This is a genomic window from Zunongwangia pacifica (assembly GCF_023499215.1).
Taxonomy (GTDB): Bacteria; Bacteroidota; Bacteroidia; order Flavobacteriales; family Flavobacteriaceae; genus Zunongwangia; species Zunongwangia pacifica.
In genome coordinates this window covers 34,298-53,947 of the sequence record NZ_JAKHSK010000023.1, presented here as the reverse complement: position 1 = coordinate 53,947, position 19,650 = coordinate 34,298, and the positions used below count along the sequence as shown (strand labels likewise).

General features: G+C 34.6%; 16 protein-coding genes. 6 read left to right on the top strand and 10 right to left on the bottom strand.

Going from position 1 to position 19,650, the window contains the following annotated elements; genetic code table 11:
* Window positions 1–19: 19 nt before the first annotated feature.
* A complete protein-coding gene (locus L1967_RS15040; RefSeq protein WP_249602326.1) occupies window positions 20–808 on the bottom strand; it encodes an XRE family transcriptional regulator in 789 nt (262 codons plus the stop codon).
* A gap of 73 nt (window positions 809–881) precedes the next feature.
* Here L1967_RS15040 and L1967_RS15035 point away from each other — a divergent pair, with 73 nt between their 5' ends.
* From L1967_RS15035 to L1967_RS15025, 3 genes are all read left to right on the top strand, one after another.
* Window positions 882–1,550, top strand: coding sequence for a M15 family metallopeptidase (locus L1967_RS15035; RefSeq protein WP_249602325.1), 669 nt, complete (start codon window positions 882–884; stop codon window positions 1,548–1,550).
* 109 nt (window positions 1,551–1,659) lie between these two features.
* The gene (locus L1967_RS15030) at window positions 1,660–1,983 is read left to right on the top strand and encodes a hypothetical protein (protein ID WP_249602324.1); all 324 of its coding nucleotides are present in this window, start codon (window positions 1,660–1,662) and stop codon (window positions 1,981–1,983) included.
* Window positions 1,984–2,095: 112 nt separating this feature from the next.
* On the top strand, window positions 2,096–3,208 hold the full coding sequence (locus L1967_RS15025) for a PAS domain-containing protein (protein WP_249602323.1): 1,113 nt from the start codon (window positions 2,096–2,098) through the stop codon (window positions 3,206–3,208).
* A gap of 96 nt (window positions 3,209–3,304) precedes the next feature.
* On the opposite strand, the gene L1967_RS15020 is transcribed toward L1967_RS15025, so the two are convergent.
* The 3 genes from L1967_RS15020 to L1967_RS15010 all read right to left on the bottom strand — a co-directional run bounded on the left by L1967_RS15020 (window position 3,305) and on the right by L1967_RS15010 (window position 7,854).
* A complete protein-coding gene (locus tag L1967_RS15020) occupies window positions 3,305–3,790 on the bottom strand; it encodes a hypothetical protein (RefSeq protein WP_249602322.1) in 486 nt (161 codons plus the stop codon).
* A 327-nt stretch (window positions 3,791–4,117) separates the two neighbouring features.
* Window positions 4,118–6,538 (bottom strand): zinc-dependent metalloprotease, encoded by a 2,421-nt coding sequence (locus L1967_RS15015; RefSeq protein ID WP_249602321.1) that lies wholly within the window; start codon window positions 6,536–6,538, stop codon window positions 4,118–4,120.
* A gap of 185 nt (window positions 6,539–6,723) precedes the next feature.
* Complete coding sequence (locus tag L1967_RS15010; RefSeq protein WP_249602320.1) at window positions 6,724–7,854, bottom strand: carboxypeptidase-like regulatory domain-containing protein; 1,131 nt, start codon at window positions 7,852–7,854, stop codon at window positions 6,724–6,726.
* A gap of 322 nt (window positions 7,855–8,176) precedes the next feature.
* Between L1967_RS15010 and katG the strand changes: the two genes are divergently transcribed.
* From katG to L1967_RS14995, 3 genes are all read left to right on the top strand, one after another.
* Complete coding sequence (katG, locus tag L1967_RS15005) at window positions 8,177–10,429, top strand: catalase/peroxidase HPI (protein ID WP_249602319.1); 2,253 nt, start codon at window positions 8,177–8,179, stop codon at window positions 10,427–10,429.
* 233 nt (window positions 10,430–10,662) lie between these two features.
* Complete coding sequence (locus L1967_RS15000) at window positions 10,663–13,815, top strand: BACON domain-containing protein (protein WP_249602318.1); 3,153 nt, start codon at window positions 10,663–10,665, stop codon at window positions 13,813–13,815.
* Window positions 13,816–14,027: 212 nt separating this feature from the next.
* Complete coding sequence (locus L1967_RS14995) at window positions 14,028–14,294, top strand: hypothetical protein (RefSeq protein ID WP_249602317.1); 267 nt, start codon at window positions 14,028–14,030, stop codon at window positions 14,292–14,294.
* Between the two features lie 146 nt (window positions 14,295–14,440).
* On the opposite strand, the gene L1967_RS14990 is transcribed toward L1967_RS14995, so the two are convergent.
* The 6 genes from L1967_RS14990 to L1967_RS14965 all read right to left on the bottom strand — a co-directional run bounded on the left by L1967_RS14990 (window position 14,441) and on the right by L1967_RS14965 (window position 19,489).
* On the bottom strand, window positions 14,441–15,415 hold the full coding sequence (locus L1967_RS14990) for a proline dehydrogenase family protein (protein ID WP_249602316.1): 975 nt from the start codon (window positions 15,413–15,415) through the stop codon (window positions 14,441–14,443).
* A gap of 51 nt (window positions 15,416–15,466) precedes the next feature.
* A complete protein-coding gene (locus L1967_RS14985; RefSeq protein ID WP_249602315.1) occupies window positions 15,467–16,009 on the bottom strand; it encodes an HXXEE domain-containing protein in 543 nt (180 codons plus the stop codon).
* Window positions 16,010–16,073: 64 nt separating this feature from the next.
* Window positions 16,074–16,829, bottom strand: coding sequence for an AraC family transcriptional regulator (locus tag L1967_RS14980; RefSeq protein WP_249602314.1), 756 nt, complete (start codon window positions 16,827–16,829; stop codon window positions 16,074–16,076).
* A gap of 194 nt (window positions 16,830–17,023) precedes the next feature.
* Entirely contained in the window at window positions 17,024–17,608 is a 585-nt protein-coding gene (locus tag L1967_RS14975; protein WP_249602313.1) for an NAD(P)H-dependent oxidoreductase, read from the bottom strand.
* A gap of 327 nt (window positions 17,609–17,935) precedes the next feature.
* Window positions 17,936–18,508, bottom strand: coding sequence for a Crp/Fnr family transcriptional regulator (locus L1967_RS14970; RefSeq protein ID WP_249602312.1), 573 nt, complete (start codon window positions 18,506–18,508; stop codon window positions 17,936–17,938).
* 141 nt (window positions 18,509–18,649) lie between these two features.
* Window positions 18,650–19,489, bottom strand: coding sequence for a DUF2971 domain-containing protein (locus L1967_RS14965; protein ID WP_249602311.1), 840 nt, complete (start codon window positions 19,487–19,489; stop codon window positions 18,650–18,652).
* Window positions 19,490–19,650 lie beyond the last annotated feature (161 nt).

Sequence of the window (19,650 nt, the reverse complement as noted above, 5' to 3'; positions counted from 1 at the left end):
ATAAAAAGCTTATGCAGTCCTAAGAAACTTTGGGAGAATTATTGTTCTTAAACTGTTGCAACTCTCTTTTTAAATCTTCCATAGACTGCTGTAATTGCTGAAACAGGCCATTTTCTGAAGGATTATCAATATTAAAAGTAAGCTTACTGTTTACCTGCCATAATTCCTGAATATCCCCAAGTTTTACTTCTATAGGCAAATATTCTTCATTTAAAGAAATTAGTAAAAGTTTTGATGGATCTGGCAGACGCTGTATTTTCTTAATCAAAACAGAATCGTACATCACCACGACATAAACGCGATTATTATTCACCTCGTCCATACCTGCAACCCCTTTAGCCATTACCCATTCACCGGGACGGTAATTAGGGAGCATACTATCGCCTTCTACCTGAAAACCACGATAACTGGCATTTCTAAATTCTGGCAATGGAATTTCGAAAGCCGGTAATTGTGTATACCATTCTACATCCTGAACATTGTGGGGATAACCGGCGGCGGCTTTTTGATTCACCATGACGATATTTTCGTTATCGGTATTTCTATCTACCGTCACTACTTTTGGGCTTACGTCTCCTTTAGAAATCTTCAGGTATTTTTGACCACTATCTCCAAACAACCAAAGCGGATTAATCCCAAATTGTCGTAATAGTTCAGAAACTACCTTTCCTGAGAGTTTGGTCCTGCCGCGTTCAATGTCTGCAGTAGAGTTTTTTATTCCTAAAGTCTCGGCAAATTCAGCCTGTGTAAAATTATTTTCTTCCCTTACTTCTTTAAAATGCTTAATTTCGATGGATGATGCTGCCATAATTATCTTAATAGGAATTATTCCATGCAATATAAATACTATTTGGATTAATTCCTATACTTAAATCATTTTTATGCTAAATAAAATAATATTTCTTTTCTCTTTATTCTTTATTCAATTGAGCTATTCCCAACTTCCCGAAGGTTTTGTATATGTATCTGATCTTATTCCAGATATCGAGGTGGAATTACGTTATTTTAGTGAAAATAACTTTACCGGTAAACGAGTACCCGGTTACGAAGCCGAAAAACTAATTTTAACGAAAGAAGCGGCGATGGCCCTCCAAAAAATTCAGCAGGAGCTGGAGAATGATGGCTATTGCTTAAAATTTTTTGATGCTTACCGCCCACAAAGGGCAGTAAATAGCTTTATAGCATGGGCCCAAAAACCTGAGGATACGATTACTAAATCTCAATTTTATCCAGAAAAGAAAAAAAGCAACCTCTTTAATCTAGGGTATATTGCAACACGATCTGGACATTCCAGAGGCAGCACCGTCGATCTTACGATCGTGGATGCTAAAAGTTTGGAAGAAGTAGATATGGGCGGTTCTTACGATTATTTTGGAGAGCGCTCTCATCACAACTTTCAAGATATTACTGAAAAACAAAAAGCGAATAGACAGTACCTGAAAGCTATGATGAGTAGATATGGTTTTAGAGCCTATAGTGAAGAGTGGTGGCACTATACTTTAAGAAATGAACCTTATCCCAATACTTATTTTGATTTTATCATTCAATAAGCTTTAACAGAATAGATATTTAATTTATTGATTTTTAACCTTATATTTAAAAATGATTATAATTATTTAAAATTATGATCGATTAATTTTGTGAAAAATCAATCAAAATATGAACAACCTCAAATCCCTGGGCTTTCAAAATCGGCTGCAACAATTAAAAGACAGGTACGATTTAAATAATTTGGATCTCGAAATTCTCAAAAAAGTTCAGCAATACCAGATTATTAGTATCTGCTGTACTACCGAAGGTGGTTTTGACAAGAAAACCGGAGCTTTTTATACTCAGGAACGCACACTTAACTATAAGATCAAAATCGCTTTTAAACGAACCGCTAATGCTCCATTAGAATTTGTGCTTATAAAAGCCGAGGAAGCTGAAGAAGATTTTTTCCATTTTCCTAAAAAAACAACATCATTAAACAAAGCGGTTTAATAAATACATACTTTTAACCTCTAATTTTGCACTTTAAGCAAAATAATTTCTTTTCTTAACATCCATATATTATTTTTTTCTATTTTTCCGCAGTTAAATGATTTACAGGAAAATGGAAGAAGATACACTTCGGCAGGAGGTATTAAGTAGTTTTATATTTAAGGATAAAACTACAGAAAAAATTTTAGATGAATTAACCCAAATGGCGGCAGCTATCTGTGACACTCCTATTTCTTTAATTAGCCTGGTTGGCAAAGAAACACAATGGTTTAAATCTAAAATTGGTCTTGAGATAGCCGAAACTCCTATCCAGGATTCCTTTTGCAAATACGCCATAGAACAACCAGATGAAATTTTCATTGTAGAAAATCCATTAGAAGATATTCGGTTTAAAAATAATCCACTTGTCCTTGGCTATCCAAACATTCGCTTTTATGCGGGTGCCCCTTTAACCACATCTAATGGTTTGACTTTAGGGACTTTGTGCGTTATCGATAAAAAAAATAGAAATTTAAGTAAACTACAAATAAAGGCACTTCAGATTTTAGCCAATCAAACAATCGATTACCTAGAGCATAAAAAAGAACATATCCATCAAAATGATCTGCTAAAAAAAAGCATTTCAAAATTCAATAAACTGAGTAATCATTCTCTGGATGCTTTATTTCAGCTTGAAGTAAACGAAAATAAGCGTATTCATTTTACCTATATTAATGAAACTTTAAAGGATCTACTACCACAACTGGATACCCAGGATTTTAAAGAACATCCTTCTAAAGCTTTAGATTTTGTACATCAGGAAGATCGTATGATGGTAGAAAATACTTTTGTCGATGCTGTACGGCATAAAAAAGAATGGGATATTACCTATAGGGTTTTCAATCAAGACGGGAGTATCTCCTGGCATCAATCCAGAGCATTCCCTGATCAATTTTCAGGCAATAAAACGGTATGGTATGGCAGTTTTAGAGATGTTACCGATAAAAAGAATTACCTGGAATTACTCGAAAAGATCATCTTTGACATCTCTCACATTATGCGTCGCCCTATTGCCAATATGCTAGGTTTAATTTATTTACTTGAAGTCTCGGATGATAGCGATATGCTAAACAACAGAGAAATTATAAAGTATATTAAAATTGTATCTGAAGAAATCGATGAAGAAATACAGGGACTAAACGAAAACTATCAAAAAATTAAAACCAGCTTTAAAAATATCTATTAAATACGGTAGAAAGTAGATCGAAAGTTTTGACATAAAAAAATCGCCTTATTTTCATGAGACGATTTTTTTATTTGAATCTTAAAGAATTTTGAAATCTTAGTTTTTTACTACTGCAAAGTAAGGCTCAAAACTGTCTCCGCTAGACCAGCTTAATTTACCATTGTAGTATATTTTATCTTGAATAATATAGCGATCACCTTTTAAATATTCGCTTTGAATGGTATCCACATCTCTTTCATTCCACTGAATTAACGTTAAAGGACGATCTTCAGTTTTTGATGGATTTTGAATAATTCTCATTCTATAGGTATCTCCGGTTTGAAAAACCATAAAGCTTTTTGGTAAATCACTTGTTTCATCATAAACTTCCTGAGCTTTACCTCCTTCTACATAATACAATTTTACATCTTCTGGATTTATCGCTCCTTCTGTTTTTGGATCTAAAAGATTTTCTCCTGCTTCATTCTGTAAAGTAATCTCGAATGCAACATCTAAATTAAATGTATCTGCACCTGGTCTTTCATGGCTGCATCCAATGGCTAAAAAAGCTCCTACGATTCCTAAAAGTAACTTTGATTTCATATGATTCTATTAAGATTTAATATTTCAGTTATTTCTACGAAGTAAAATTAATAAAAAAGAAGCATCAAAAAACACACAAAACCGATGAAATACACTTTTAAGGTTGAAAAACCCCAATTTAACACATTTTTGTAAGTAAGATATTACAAATATGAATTTTCAACACAAATTAATTGCTTAAGAAGTAAGAATTTACCTTCTTTATAATTCCAAAATATTTGTTAAAAACGGTCAAAAAGCACTAAAAATGGTTTTTAATCCAGTTAAAAGGCATAAAAAAACCTCCAAAAAGGAGGTTTTTTATCGATAAAATACACCTATTAACTGTTAATCATCAGCAAAAATTTTATCAATTCTAGCGATCAAATCTTTATAATGATATCGGCTTAAACGATCTGAAGTTGAATATTGCATACGTTGCAATTGGGATTGAAGCGTTTCTAATTCTCCCCTCATTAATGCGATAATATCTGTGCCAGAAACCTCATCTTCTTCTTCTAGCTTTTCTAAATACGTAATTGCAATATCTACATAAGAGCGTTGCAGGTTTCTTCGGTAAGCGTCAACCTGTTTTCCGTTATACAATTCAGAAAAAATACCTTTACGTAAATCTTCTAATAGTTCTACGACCGCATAATCGCTATCATGTAATTGCTCATTTTCGATCATTCGCATTAAACGATCTTCATCAAGCAAATAATTTAAAACCCTAGATTGTAGGCTTTGTACCCGCGCTATTGCTCCACTCGATTCAATACGATCTAAAATATCCTTATTTAATAACCAATCTGGTGTGGTAAACGCATTTTCATTTAAAAACTTTACCGCATTTTGTTGAATTTCATCTGGCACCGGAGTATAAACAGCTCCTTCCTGATCTGATGTTTTTCTGGTTTCATAAACGCCGCCTACATTTGTAACCACATGATAAAGGTACCCCCTCCAAAGGCCAATAAGTTCGCCATACACTTCTTCTAACTCATCATAACCATAGCCATCTTTTGTAGTCCATTCGATCAAATTTGGGACTACCCTCTTCATATTCGCCAGGCCATATTCACTAGCTTTTACCTGGTCTTTCCCTAAACTTTCACGTTGCGCCTGCGGATCGAAACCTCCGTAACCTCCGCCGAATTCGTACACAGGATCACCTGCTTTTTCAAGAATCCATTGATCCAAAGTCTCTTTTTCATCATCAGGACTTTTGGCCTCTGGCAAATAACGATATCCCCAATTAATCGCGTACAAATCGTAAGGCCCCATCATTCTAATATACCGCACACCTTTATCTTCTGGTTGAGCGACATAATTGACACGGGCATAATCCATAATCGATGGGGTAAGACCATATTTTTGAGTAAACCTGGCAGAACGTAAAGAATCTGTAGAGTAAGCTGCACTGGCTTTCATATTATGAGGTAAGCCTAAAGCATGACCAACTTCGTGCGCAATAACCATTCGCATCATTTCCCCTATCTCTTCTTCTGGAGTATCTAGTGTGCGGGCACTAGGATTCTGAGCTCCGGCCTCGATCATAAACCTATTTCTGTAAGAACGCAAATGATTATGATACCAGATAATATCACTCTCTATAATTTCTCCTGTTCTTGGATCGACTACAGAAGGGCCTACGGCGTTACGGGTAGTACTGGCAACATAGCGGACTACAGAATATCTTACATCTTCCGGGCTAAAATCGGGATCTTCTTCTTTAGAAGGAGGATCCTTTGCTATAATCGCATTTTTAAAACCGGCAGTTTCAAAAGCTTTGTTCCAATCCTCAATTCCCTGTTTAAAATAAGGTCTCCAGCGTTTAGGAGTTGCAGGATCCAGGTAGTAAACAATGGGCTTAATCGGTTCTACCAGTTCTCCTTTTTTATATGCTTCAATATCTTTAGGTACCAGTCTCCATTTTCTGATAATCTGATAATCATCAGATTTTAAAGCATCTGAATCATAATCATATTTTCCTATGGTAAACCATCCCACGCGATAATCTGCAATTCGTGGCATCATTTTATCTTCAGGAAGCAGTACCATAGATTGGTTCATTAATAAAGAAATGGTACCGGCCTGATCTCTTTCTGGCGGTTCTTCAGCTTCATAAGTCATCACATGTCTTACTTCCACATTTTGCGGAAAAGAATGAACCTCATCAATATAAGATCGGCTCTTATCAAGTCTTTTTACTTTATATCTTTTTCTGGAAGAGGCATTAATACCGTTAATCGCTGTCACTTCCTCTTCAAACAAACCAGTGACGTCGATCACATAAGCACTACTGTCTGCGCTTATGGTTTCGATTTTGGCACTGTACATAATTGGCTCGAAATTATTGGCCTGAACAGATTTATAGATAGGAGATTCTTCGTCACTCTGGTTTTCAAAGCTCATCACCTTAATGTCTACATTTTTGCCCCGTTTATTCCAACGCATTACCTGCTCATTCACTTTAGAACCAGCATTTACATAGCCACCCCCATAACCCGAAGGCACTTTAGCAATTCTGCTTACCCATAACATATCTTTATTAAAAAGAGAATCGGGAATTTCAAAATACAGTTTACCATCTACCCGGTGGGTAGTAAACAATCCTTTATCTGAAATTGCTTCAGCAGTAACTACTTCTTTGTAGGGTTTAAAATCTCCTTTCTTTTCGGTTTTAGGAGTTTCGACGACAGATTTAGAAGTTTTACAGCCAACACTTAAGGCTGCTAACACTCCAATCATTAGTACTTTTTTTATCATGAAGGTTTGAATTTTCCCACAAGATAAGGAAAGCTTCTAAAATGAATAAATAGCTGAAACCAGGATTACCGTAAATTGAAGAATTGTTAAGCAAACTAGCTTAGGGCAAACTCATAAGGCATTCATTAGAAAATTATTTTTATTTCCAGACATTTAATCTCGATGAGCGAGTAAAAAGTCCTTTTTTAAAAATTTGATTTAATCTTAAAATCACTATCCCCGGCTTTCACTTTTTCGATAAAGGCCTGCATCTCTTTGGTAAGCAATAATTGATTTTGATCATCCCAAAAACCTGAAATATACTTCGTACCCACATTGAAAATATCTTTTTTAGCACGAATATTTCTATTTACTTCAAAATTTCCGAAATGATCGTTGCTCAAATAATTGATACGCTGAATGTAGGTAAACATCTTATTTTCATACTTACATTCTATAGCAGCTTCATGAAAACTTTTAATCAAAATGTACTTCTCATTCGGCAGTTTTTTATAAAAAGAGTGAAAAATATTATATAACGTTCGGTTTTCTGTGTTTTTACCAGTCTCAAATTCTGCATCTGGATAGCCAATTTTAATATAACTTTCTTCCACGGCATAATTTTCTGTATTAATAATAAGGTAAGCTTCAGATGCCTCTTTATGCACATAAAGTTTAACCAGATCATCTCCATAATTTGATAATTCTACCTGTACCGAATCAGAAAGACTAACTATAAGACTGGATAAATCAAAATAGCGTTCAAACGACGGAAATATAAATTCTATATCATCTTCTCTAATTTCCGCTTTTCTCAAATTCTCTATTTCTATCGTATAATTTTTCCTGGGACGTTGATCGGTTTTAAGATCCCCCAATAGCCGCTGTCGCTCTAATTTTCCATTAGCATCTGCCAGCTTGGTAATATGTCCATCCTTTTCAACTATCGCACGCAAGAAAAAGCGCTCTTTATAAGGATGTATAGGGTAATTATCTTCCAGATGATCGATCATTTTTTTATAAATACCTTTATCTAATAAATGAACCTCATCCAAACTTTCTGCAGCTTGGTTTAAATAAATAGTATCTCCTATTATGGCTGAAATTGCAAAACTTTTGGATACATAGCCTAATCTATTAAACTTAATTGTATCTCCATTGGTTGTAAATTCAAAACGTCCGTCGCTATTGGTTGAAGTATAATTTTTTGAATTATAAACGTCTACAAATTCTAATGGTTTTCTAGTTTCAGCATCTAGAACAATAGCTTCAATTCTAGATTGAGCCCGAAATTGGAAAGAACAAAATAATAAAATTAAAAGAAGATAACGCATCATAAACCCAAACCTATAAAAAATAACGTTTAACTATAAATTTAACAATTTTTACCTTCTCGCTCTCATTACTATGCCTGTTTTTTATAAAAACCCGACCGTTTCGCTGCAATAAAATCTTAAACTCATTACATATTTTCAGGATATCTTTCTTTAAAACTTATAATTCGTTATTTTTAAGTGATATTTTTTAACTATTCAACACCTATTTGTTTTATAGCTATAAATTCCCCAATTTAAACAATAGTTTTTTACTATTATAATTCACAAAAACATAGCATTTCATTATCTACTTTTAACCAGTTATTAATTAAAATCTTAAGTCATGGCAAACAACAATCATCAAGACAGTCCAGATAACCACAAAGTTTGGGAAGTAAATGATTCCAGTAAATGTCCTTTTTTAGGTGGAGCGAAAAACTTCACCGCAGGAACCGGAACAACCAATAAAGACTGGTGGCCCAACCAGCTTAATCTAAAAATATTAAGTCAGCATTCGTCTAAAACCAACCCCATGGACGAGGATTTTAATTATGCTTCAGCATTTAAGAAACTAGACCTACAAGCGGTAAAACAGGATTTATTTGATTTAATGACCGATTCGCAAGACTGGTGGCCGGCAGATTATGGTCATTACGGACCATTTTTTATAAGAATGGCGTGGCATAGCGCCGGTACATATAGAATTGCCGATGGTCGCGGTGGAGCTAGTTCTGGTTCACAACGTTTTGCGCCTTTAAACAGTTGGCCAGATAATGCTAATCTAGATAAAGCGCGACTACTTTTATGGCCCATCAAACAAAAATATGGTAAGAAAATTAGTTGGGCAGATTTAATGATCCTTGCCGGAAACTGCGCTTTGGAATCTATGGGATTTGAAACTTTTGGTTTTGCCGGTGGCCGTGAGGATATCTGGGAACCCGAAGAAGATATTTATTGGGGATCTGAAGGTGAATGGCTAGGAAACAAAGAACGTTATGAAAACGGAAACACTTTGGAAAATCCGCTTGGCGCTTCACATATGGGATTAATTTATGTAAATCCTGAAGGGCCTAACGGAAATCCAGATCCTGTTGGTGCTGCAAAAGATATCAGGGAAACTTTTGGGCGTATGGCCATGAACGACGAAGAGACAGTAGCATTAATCGCTGGCGGACATAGCTTCGGAAAAACACATGGTGCGGCCGATCCTGAAAAATATGTGGCGGCAGAACCTGCCGGTGCAACCCTCGAAGAAATGAATTTAGGATGGAAAAATACCTTTGGAACAGGAAATGCCGGAGACACCATCACAAGCGGACTTGAAGGTGCCTGGACCACCACCCCTACGAAATGGAGTAACAACTTTTTTGAAAACCTTTTTGGTTTTGAATGGGAACTCACCAAAAGTCCGGCCGGTGCACACCAGTGGAAACCAAAAGACAATGCAGGCGCAGGTACCGTTCCAGATGCGCATGATCCTAATAAAAAGCATGCACCTTTTATGCTTACTACCGATCTTGCATTAAAAATGGATCCCGAATACGAGAAAATCTCCAGACGATTTTTTGAAAACCCAGATGAATTTGCCGATGCTTTTGCCAGAGCATGGTTTAAATTAACGCATCGGGATATGGGACCACTTTCCAGATATTTAGGCCCCGAAGTTCCTAAAGAAGAATTGATTTGGCAGGACCCTGTACCCGCTGTAGAACATGAATTAGTAAATAGCGAGGATATTGCAGGTTTAAAAGAGAAAATTTTAAACTCGGGATTATCGGTTTCAGAGCTGGTTTCTACTGCCTGGGCTTCGGCTTCTACCTTTAGAGGTTCAGATAAACGTGGTGGCGCCAATGGGGCCAGAATTCGCTTAGAGCCACAACGTAACTGGGAAGTAAATAACCCGCCAAAACTTCAAAAAATAATATCAAAATTAGAAGAAATTCAGGCTGATTTTAATGCTTCTTCGGAAAGAAAAATCTCTTTGGCCGATTTAATTGTTCTTGCCGGTAACGCAGCGATCGAAAAAGCGGCTAAAGATGCCGGAAGTGATATAACACTTGAATTTACACCGGGACGTACCGATGCTACTGAAGCGCAAACCGATGCCGACGCATTTAATGCGTTAGAACCGGAAGCTGATGGGTTTAGAAATTACGTAAAAGGTAGCGAAAATATAGGTACTTCAGCGGAAACCATGCTTATTGACAGAGCGCAATTGCTAACACTTAGTGTTCCTGAATTGACAGTTCTTTTTGGCGGACTTAAGGTATTGGACATTAACTATGACGGTTCTAAAAAAGGAGTTTTTACTGAAAAACCCGGCGTTTTAAGTAATGATTATTTTATGAATTTGTTGGATATGAGTACCACATGGAGTTCTACAAATGATGCTCAGACAGAATTTGCCGGAAAAGACCGAAAAAGCGGAGAAACAAAATGGACGGCCAGCCGTGCCGACCTAATATTTGGTTCGAATTCTGAACTACGTGCCCAGGCTGAAGTTTATGCCTGTTCTGATAGCCAGGAGAAATTCTTAAAAGATTTCGCTAAAGCCTGGACTAAAGTCATGAACTTAGATCGCTTTGATTTAAAATAAAAATATCGATCTAAAATATCGAAAAGCAGCTTCCAGATGGAGCTGCTTTTGTTATTAATAAATAAAAATTTAGAAATATCTCAAATTTTTAGAGATTATTCACGTTTCATAGATTAGTATAAGACATCTTATACCTTTTAATAAAAATATAGCAAGCATAACCATCACTAAGATTCTTTTAAAACATTAACATTCCATCATTTAATAGCTAATAATTATTCTAACACAATATAATGAATCAATTAATACACTTAGGAATTATAGGAACCGAACTTATAGAAGTAGCATTTAATAATAAAGCTCTTGAAAATCCCATCACTGTTAATTCTTTAGATTATTTTGAAATAATAGCTGTTCAGCAGAATAGCCGAAAAATATGGTTATTTGTTGGACCTTCTGGAGAATATAACGGAAGTAGCACTTTGGCTACAGAGCAAGATTTTACATTGATTGATAGTGGCATCTTAACTTCTCAGGCTATTCAGAATGCTCTTGGGGATAAACCAGTACTTGCCGGAGGAAATACTGATGATACTGCTAAAACGTTGAGAGATGATGTTAATATCAAGCAAAATGTAGCGGCTAATATAGCTAATCTTAAAACTGTTGACGTTTCAAAAATTAAAGACGGTGATGAGTTTTCAATAACTGGCCACTCAATAAAAGGAGACGGCGGCGGAGGTGTATTCTTTTGGAATGCTAGTTCAACTGCCACTCCAGATGATGGAACTATAATTCAGGTTAATGGACAAACGAATGGACGATTTATTCGTAAACGTTTTGGTACTCCCGTAATACCGGAATGGTTTGGTGCTAAAGGTGATTTTTTAGAAAATGGCAGTAATGATACAGAAGCACTTCTAAAATTATTTAAGCATAGAAACATAGCACTTACAGAAAGTAAGCACTACGGAGTTTCAGAAAGTTTAATCCCATTATCTGATACAATTTTAGAGGGTAATAATTCATTTATTCATGTTCATCCAGATATAGAAAATGATGTTTTGGAAAATCCTGAATATAGCCTTAACGACAAAGGGGAAGTTATCAAATGTCGAGATGTTGAAAATGTAACACTTCGGAATTTTACCATTAAAAAGGATGGTGTAGATTATGCTTTTGATAGAAAATGGGAAGCAGGTGTAATTACATTCAGGGATGCAGATCATTGCCTAGTAAACAATGTGACTGTTGATTATGATTTTGCATTTGGACAACCAAAATTTATACATGGAATTGTTGTTACCGGACTATCGGAATATGTAAAAATTGATAGCTGTACATTCAATACGGTAGGTATTCATTATGCCATTAATGGTGCAAAATACACTCATATCGAGAACTGTATCATTCGAAATTCCTGTCAAAATGCATTGACTGCAAATGGAAATAGCTCAATAAATTATATTATTGGATGTAGAATTAGAAATAACAAACTCTACAATTGTGGAAGGATGGGGATTGAAGACTGGGGACAAGTCTTTGGAACTCTTATCGAAGGAAATGAAATCTATGGTGTAGGAAAAAATACTTTTGAAGATTATGCCAATAGAGCTTTTGGTATTTCAGCAGTTGCTTTTGACATCTCTGTTATTAAGAATATAATTGAAGATTTTGGAGAATATGGAATAGAAGCACCGGGGCATAAAGGTTTAATTATTAAATACAATCTTATTAAAGGTAAAGACGACGCGACTTCTAAAGTAGGGATAATGAATAATTCAACGGGTACACAAGAATTGGCAAAAAAATTAACCATTCTTGAAGGTAATACTATTGAATACTGTAGAACTGCAATAAACATTTTTGGAAGTAATTATCCTAATGTAAATGCTGTAAACAATATCATTTTAGATCCAATTGTCTCTGGTATTGTAGCAGATTACACATCACCGAACGCTAAAATTAATATAAGTAAGAATAAAATTTATTTTACTCAGCCAAATAACACCGGTGATTTTAGACGTGGAATTACTACAAATTCAAGCGATATTGGAATAAGTGGTTCTAATGTAAATATCGATTGGAATTATATATTCTACGAAGAATCGGCTGCCGGAGGAAGTGATATTGATATTGCTATCAGACCAGGCACACCTAACTTAAATATCGCATTTAATTTCGTCAATGGAAATGATAATTTAACAAGCGAAGGAAGAGAAGTATTGGCTTTATTTAGTTTTGGTTCAGCAGCACCAAAGTCTCGAGTAGTTTTTAATACCTTCATAGGGGCTGTTACGAAATATCAAAGTTTAGAGGACTGTTATTCTTTCGGAAATTTATCAGATAAAATTGAAAATAGTCAAAACCAAAAATTTTCATTTTTCGACTCCCCTCCTATTTCAAAACCAACCGTTTCTGGTATTATTGGTAAAGGAGGCAAATCACTGGCACAAGCTTTAAATGCTTTTGGTTTAATCAATGACAATTCCAACCTAAAGGAATATAATACCATATATCCTTCAAATAATTACACATTAAACGTTGCTCAGAAAGATCAATTTTTAACGATAGGATCTCAGGCATCTGTACCTATCAATATTATTGTTAACGATACTTTTGAAATTAATGATATTATTGAAGGTCGAATTGCTTTAAACTCAATTAATTTTACAGGAGAAAATATTACTATAGTTGGAGCAACTTCAGCTAAAGTTGGGGATTTTTTCAAAATTAGAATTATATCAGAAACGCAAGCTTTTATATATGTAGTTCCTAAACAATCAATAACCTTTGGATTTAAAAAAGGACAAGCCTTAGAAGGCTCAGAATATGGAGAAATAGAAATGATTAATATACCTGATGGTGCTACATATTCTTTAAATAGAAATACCAAAATTCCTGCTTTACATGTAAAAGAAGGAAGTACCGAACAAAGCTTTAGTATTAATTATGAAAGCTTTGAAAATAATGATGTGAAGCATTATAAAGTAATGAGAGGTCAAACCGCTGGAAAACTTACACTCGATAATAGCGGAGAAGCTATACCACGATGTCAAATCCTAACACCAAACGGAAAAACAAATAAAGTAGTCCAAGGAGGAACGGTTGATGTACATTTCATCTCAAGTAAATTATCTAATGGTACAAGGTTTTATTATTGGGCGGCAACAGGCGATCTGGAAGATATTTTAATTTCAGAAACTTCTCGAAATTTTAATTCAGCAGGAGGGAATTTTGATATCATCATTTCAACTCTTCATGCATGGTCAATAGATGATGATTCAGATTGGATAATTTTTTCTAAAACATCAGGTGTCGGTAGCGATAGAATTACAATTACAGTGGAGGCTAATCCCACTCCAGAAATTAGCCGGGTGACGAATATTGAAATTTCAGACAGCTTTAAATCAGAACAACTTACTATACAACAAAATGTAGGCTAAGAATATTTTTCATTCTTAATAGTTTTTATTGATAGAATAAAAATAATACAAAACTATTTAAGCTAGAACCAACCGATATTCAAATTAGCAACGCAGAAGCATCTAATTATAAAAGTTAAAAAAATATTAAAAACACAACCTTTAACACTAAAAAATAGCATTAAATCAACAACAATATTAAATTAATACTCTTAACCACTTAAATTATTATTATGAGAAAATTATTTTTATCCGCCTTTGCGTGTGCTTCTTTATTATTTGGAAGCACTTTAGCCTCTAATGCAGAAACTAAATCTTCAGCGACCACATTACTGCCTCCCCTGTTCCAAAATTGCGATCAGGCCAATGACTTTTTGGCTAGCATTCGTGAAAACCCAGAAAATTACGCCCCATACCTCTATTATTATACAATAGATTATTTAGAGAATAATGATTGTCCTTATGCAACATCGCCAAATCCTTATATTTTAGTTCCCTAAAATTTAAATCTCTTATTAATTTATAGAAAACCGTTAACACCTACGGTTTTCTATAAATTACATGACCAATCCGTCTAATTAGAAATAAAAACAACTGAAACTATAAAATAAGGTCTTTTCAAAAAATCACCAAAACATCATCCAGTCTAAAAACCATAATCAGCATCAGATATATTGCGCTCTGAAACCATGTCCGCTATTCCCTGAAAAATATTTAATGGATATTCCGCCCAACGATTACATAAATACAAGTACCACTCTTTTCCGTATACGATATAAATTCGGCAATTATAACCGTCATCTTTATACTTTTGGAATTCTTCATTTCTAATGCCCAACAGTCTTTCGAGCACATAATTGGTGGGCTTACATTTTTCGATTAATGCAATCGTTTCATTATATATTTTTTCATCATGCGAGGCTATAGCACATTTATGGTTATTCCTTAAAAGTTTCTCTACATATCCCAAATAAATCTCATCAAGCTTATCCCCACGTTCTATCGATAATCCCTTTGCAGTTTCATAGGCTCCTTTTACCATTCGTATACTGCCAGACAACTGGGACACTTCTTTAAAATCATCGCTTGTCCTTTCCAGATAAGCCTGAAGTGTGATTCCAAGATTTTTATGCGTTTTTAAGGTTTCTTTATACACCTCCAGAATACTATCAGTTCTGTCCGTGCCTTCCATACTGATAATAACATCCTGGTTCATTTTACCTGCCTCTTCGCAAATGGCTTTTAAGTTCTCCATTGCCAGTTCTTTCGAGATAAGCAGACCAATATGTGATAGGTCTAAAGAAATAGAAGAATTAAGATGATCTTTTTTAACTGCCCTGGCAAAATTCATAAATTCAGCGGTCGCTTCGTTGGCATCTTTTTCATTCCGAATACTTTCTCCCATAAAATCGGTCGTTACGTCGTATCCCTTTTCATTCCATTTCCGAACCGAAAAGAGTGTTTCTTTTATCGTTTCCCCACCAATATATCGATCTGCGGCTTTCTTTAAAACCTTAAATAAGGCTTCATTATTTAATATAAAATTTTTGGCCTCTTCATTTAAGGCTGCTTTTTTCAGGCTATCTGACCCTATCCTTAATAAGTTTTGTTCTTCTTTCATGGCATTTGAATATGTTACGGGGTATTGCACTAATCTTATAGTTTTTGATTCTTAAACCGACATGAATTTTTCTAATTTATCTGAAGCTTTTAAAATACCTTTTAGCATTAATGGAATTTTATTGTTTTTTGAACTCACCGCACTTTCAATCAAAATCGGTATAATAAGACATAACAATAATCCTACAGACCAGATTGGAATAATCTCATAATGTACAATATTTATAACGGCTACAATCGCTACGACTAAGGCTACGATACCACCAAAAATAAATCCCGGATTGTATTTCTTTGTTTTTAAGGTCAGGATTATGTGTTGCAAAGAATTGAGTATGGTAAAATCTATTAATAACATCATTATTACGGTACTTAATGCCATATTTGGAATCCAATAGCAAATCCCCGTCCATACAAACCCTACAATACTTAGAAAAAACAACCAAAGTCGGGTTCCTAAAATACTCTCTTCAATGACTCCTGTAGGGTAGTTTTTTTGATGATAATGATAGATATTCCATTCTTCCATTTCGTGTATGAATAATACGAGTGGAATTACAAAGAATAATTCTTTTAAAATTTCGATATTAAAAATCATAGCAAACCTGTTTTATGAATTAAACTTCAGTTTTCTGTTTGCTAAATTAGTCGATTTTCAACCTCTATTCTTGAACGAAATAACTGTCTTTCAGTATCGATTTCATAGTCATTCCTGAAATTTGATGGATAACTCTACTCAAATGGGCATAATCTGCAAAGCCGGCTAAAAATGCAGCTTCAGATAGACTTTTATTTTGCATAATATGATAAAACGCATGCTTAATTTTTACCCATAAAAGGTATCGCTGCATAGAAAGCCCTGTTTGCTGTTTAAACAACGAACGAATACGACTTTTTGATAAAGGAATCTCATTTATTAGGGTATCAAGGTCGATCTCTACAGCGGGCGTATCATGCATTGCTTCAATCAATTTGGCAATACGAGAATCTATTGTCCTCTTCGCTGGAGGTAACTTTAGTAGCTTAAAAATTTTGAATTCCAGATTTTCTATCGATTGACCTCCTGCCTGATTACGGGCAGACAATTCATATCGCAAATCCCTTAGGGCATCCTGGCAAATAGTAATGGGCTTATACGGCGGCGCGTACTTTTTTACCAAAGCATTCCCTAAATCGGTCGTTGGATCGATCAATATACAAAACAGTGCTCCATTTTTCGAAACATGCCGGTGTGGTACATTCGAATGGATTATAAAATTATGATGATCATACTCCTTATCTTCAATAAATAATCGATAACTACCATTTAGCACCAATCCTATTTGTATGGCGTAATGTTTATGCTGTTGGGTCTTAGAGACTTTTCCGGCATAAATAATTATCCCATTATCCACAAAAATTTTTGAATTGTGTTTCATGTAAGCACCACTATTATTAGGCTGTCAAAAGCAGCCAATACCAAAATCTATCGATTAGGATTTAAAAGTAGTGGAAATTGTAATTTGAAACAAAATTGATGATGTTGAGTTCAGTATTTTTTTTTGACATGACCAAATCTGCTAAAGCCAATCTAGAATTTTTCAAAATCGATTTGAAAATCACCTAATACTTCTTATTTATTCTCCTTCCCCAATTGCTCTATTTTGGACAAATATTTTTTTCTGAATTCTTCACTCGAACTCTTTATGGGAGCGATATAACTAACTTTAACCGGATTGACTCCACAAAACTGAAGAGTTCCTTTTTTAAACTGATTCAGCGCCGGAGTTTTCATAAAAAGACGATCATACCACTTTGGCGTATCGGCCGTCATGATGATCCTTGCTGTTTTCCCTTTTAATAGCTTTTTGGGGACCGACTTTCCCGGTTCATAATCAAACATAATCCCAGGTAAAAAAGTCCGATCAATAAAACCTTTCATCAGTGCAGGATAACCATACCACCACATCGGGAAAACCCATACCAGATGATCTGCTGCTTTAATTTTTTCTATGGAAGACAAAAGATCTGGCTCCAAATTTACCCGCTGACGATAACCGAATTGCAGATTGGGATTAAAATCCAATTCCCGAATGTTAAGTAAGTTTACTGAGGCATTGGACTCTTTCGCTCCTTTTTGGTAAGCTGCTGCCAATGCGCTATTAAAACTTTCCTGATCTGGGTGCCCGTTTATAATTAAAACCTGTTTATTTTTCATAACCTTCTTTATTTGATGCAATACTAAAGACATCAGTAAAGTGTAGAAAGGACAAATGTCTAAATCGGAGTTCTATTTAATCCCCCATTGAGGATTTAATTCCCCGTCCCGACAGCAATAGGGATGCCCTCGAAATTATAAAGAGTTTTTCCGATTCATATCTGGAGGGCATGCTCCGAGATTCTTGATTAACATACCAGAGGCTGACTGAAATCTTTGCAAAAGATTTGGTATAAAAGCTTCCATTTTTGTTTTATTTCGACACCAATTTATTTTGAAAATGTACTCCATGCCCCAATGGCCGTATTAACCCAATTCAGGTTTTATTTATAAAAGTTGGCTTCGAAGCCTGCTTAAATGTCTTTGGGTGATCCCAAGGTAAGAGGCAATATACTTTAAAGGCACCTGCTGAATGATTTCAGGATGGTTCGCTATTAAATCGGCATAGCGCTTTTCGGCAGATACCATTTGCAACATCAATAAGCGTTCTTCCATTAAAACATAGGATTGCTCTGTAAAATAATTTGAAAACTTAAGCCATCCATAACTAGAACGTATTAATTCCTGATACTGCTTTTTTTGAATCATTAATACCTCGACATCGGTTAAGGCCTGAATATATTCGAATGTCTTTTTCCCGGTAAGAAAAGAAGAATAAGCTGTGATAAATGTATTAGGAAAAGTTAAACAATAGGTAACCTCTTCATCCTTGCCGGAAAAATAGTAGTTTCTAAGCGTCCCGGAGCTTATAAAAGCGATCCAGTCACAGGTTTTCCCGGCTTCTATAATTAGTTCATTTTTCTTATAAAATTTGGGAGTAAAAACCGCTAAACCTCTTTTGATATCGTCTTCCGACAATTCCTTAAAAGATCTAAATACCTTTTCCAGCGCTTCTTTCATCCTGATGGTATTTCGGTTAAAACAAACCTTTTTCGACTACTTTTAGTGATTTCAGTAAAATGAATCCCATATCCTAAAAAAATTGCAACGAAAGTTTCTATCAGAAAAAACAATGAAGGTGGAGATTGAGAGTGAGACTTTTTATATTATATAATTTTTTGGATCATAATACCCTACCTTAAATTGATTATCAGAAAGCACTGGGTAATCTTCGTAAACATCTAAATTAAAAGAATCAGGAGACTTTACAGATCTATACAATTTAACTTCCGTATTGTGGTTATTGTTGTATTCATCTACATACTTAGTCGCTTCATTAATTTTGGTATACCTATGCCCCATTATTATTGCTTTCAAAGATTTAGGTTCAAATTCCAATAAATTATCCTTTGTTTCACCATAAAATCGAACTTCATTCTCATATGACCACCGATTAGATTTTGTTTCGATTATGGAAATTAATTGATTTTTGAGTAAATCACGAGTCGTCATACCTTCATAAAAATCAATTTCGGGTAATTTGGATGAGTATTTAACTTTACAAAAATCTAAATCTTCATTTGAAAAAATTTTATTTTTCTCAAAAACATAACAAATCCCTTTATGTTTATCTGCATAATGAGACCACATCAAACTCTCGCTAGGAGTTTCACTAAAACAAGTAACTTTAATATCATCTAATAAATTATCTATTAACTCCTTAATATTTTGGATTTGAAGTTCATCAATAAATTCATAACCTCCATCTTTTAGCCTACTAAAATCTTTATATGTTTTATTTTTATTGGTGAAATAATTTAACATATAACTAGATTCATACAGATCATTAAATTTATTAAGACTAGTAAACTTCAGTTTATGATTTTTGAGGGTTTCTTCAAAATATTTAAAGTTACTGTATTGAAATAAATACTTACTATCGAACTCTACAGGCCCAACCGATGTAATATCATAAACTTTATTAGGTATTAATTTACTCATATTTAAAAATCTAAAGTGAATATATTGGAATGATCTGGCGGAATAGATTTTTTATGCTTTCGAAGGTAGGTTTTTATCCCTGCAATCGACTTATGCTGAGTGATTGGCATTAATTGAAACAAAATCTCCATTTCCTTCATCAACCAGGCTGTTATATACAC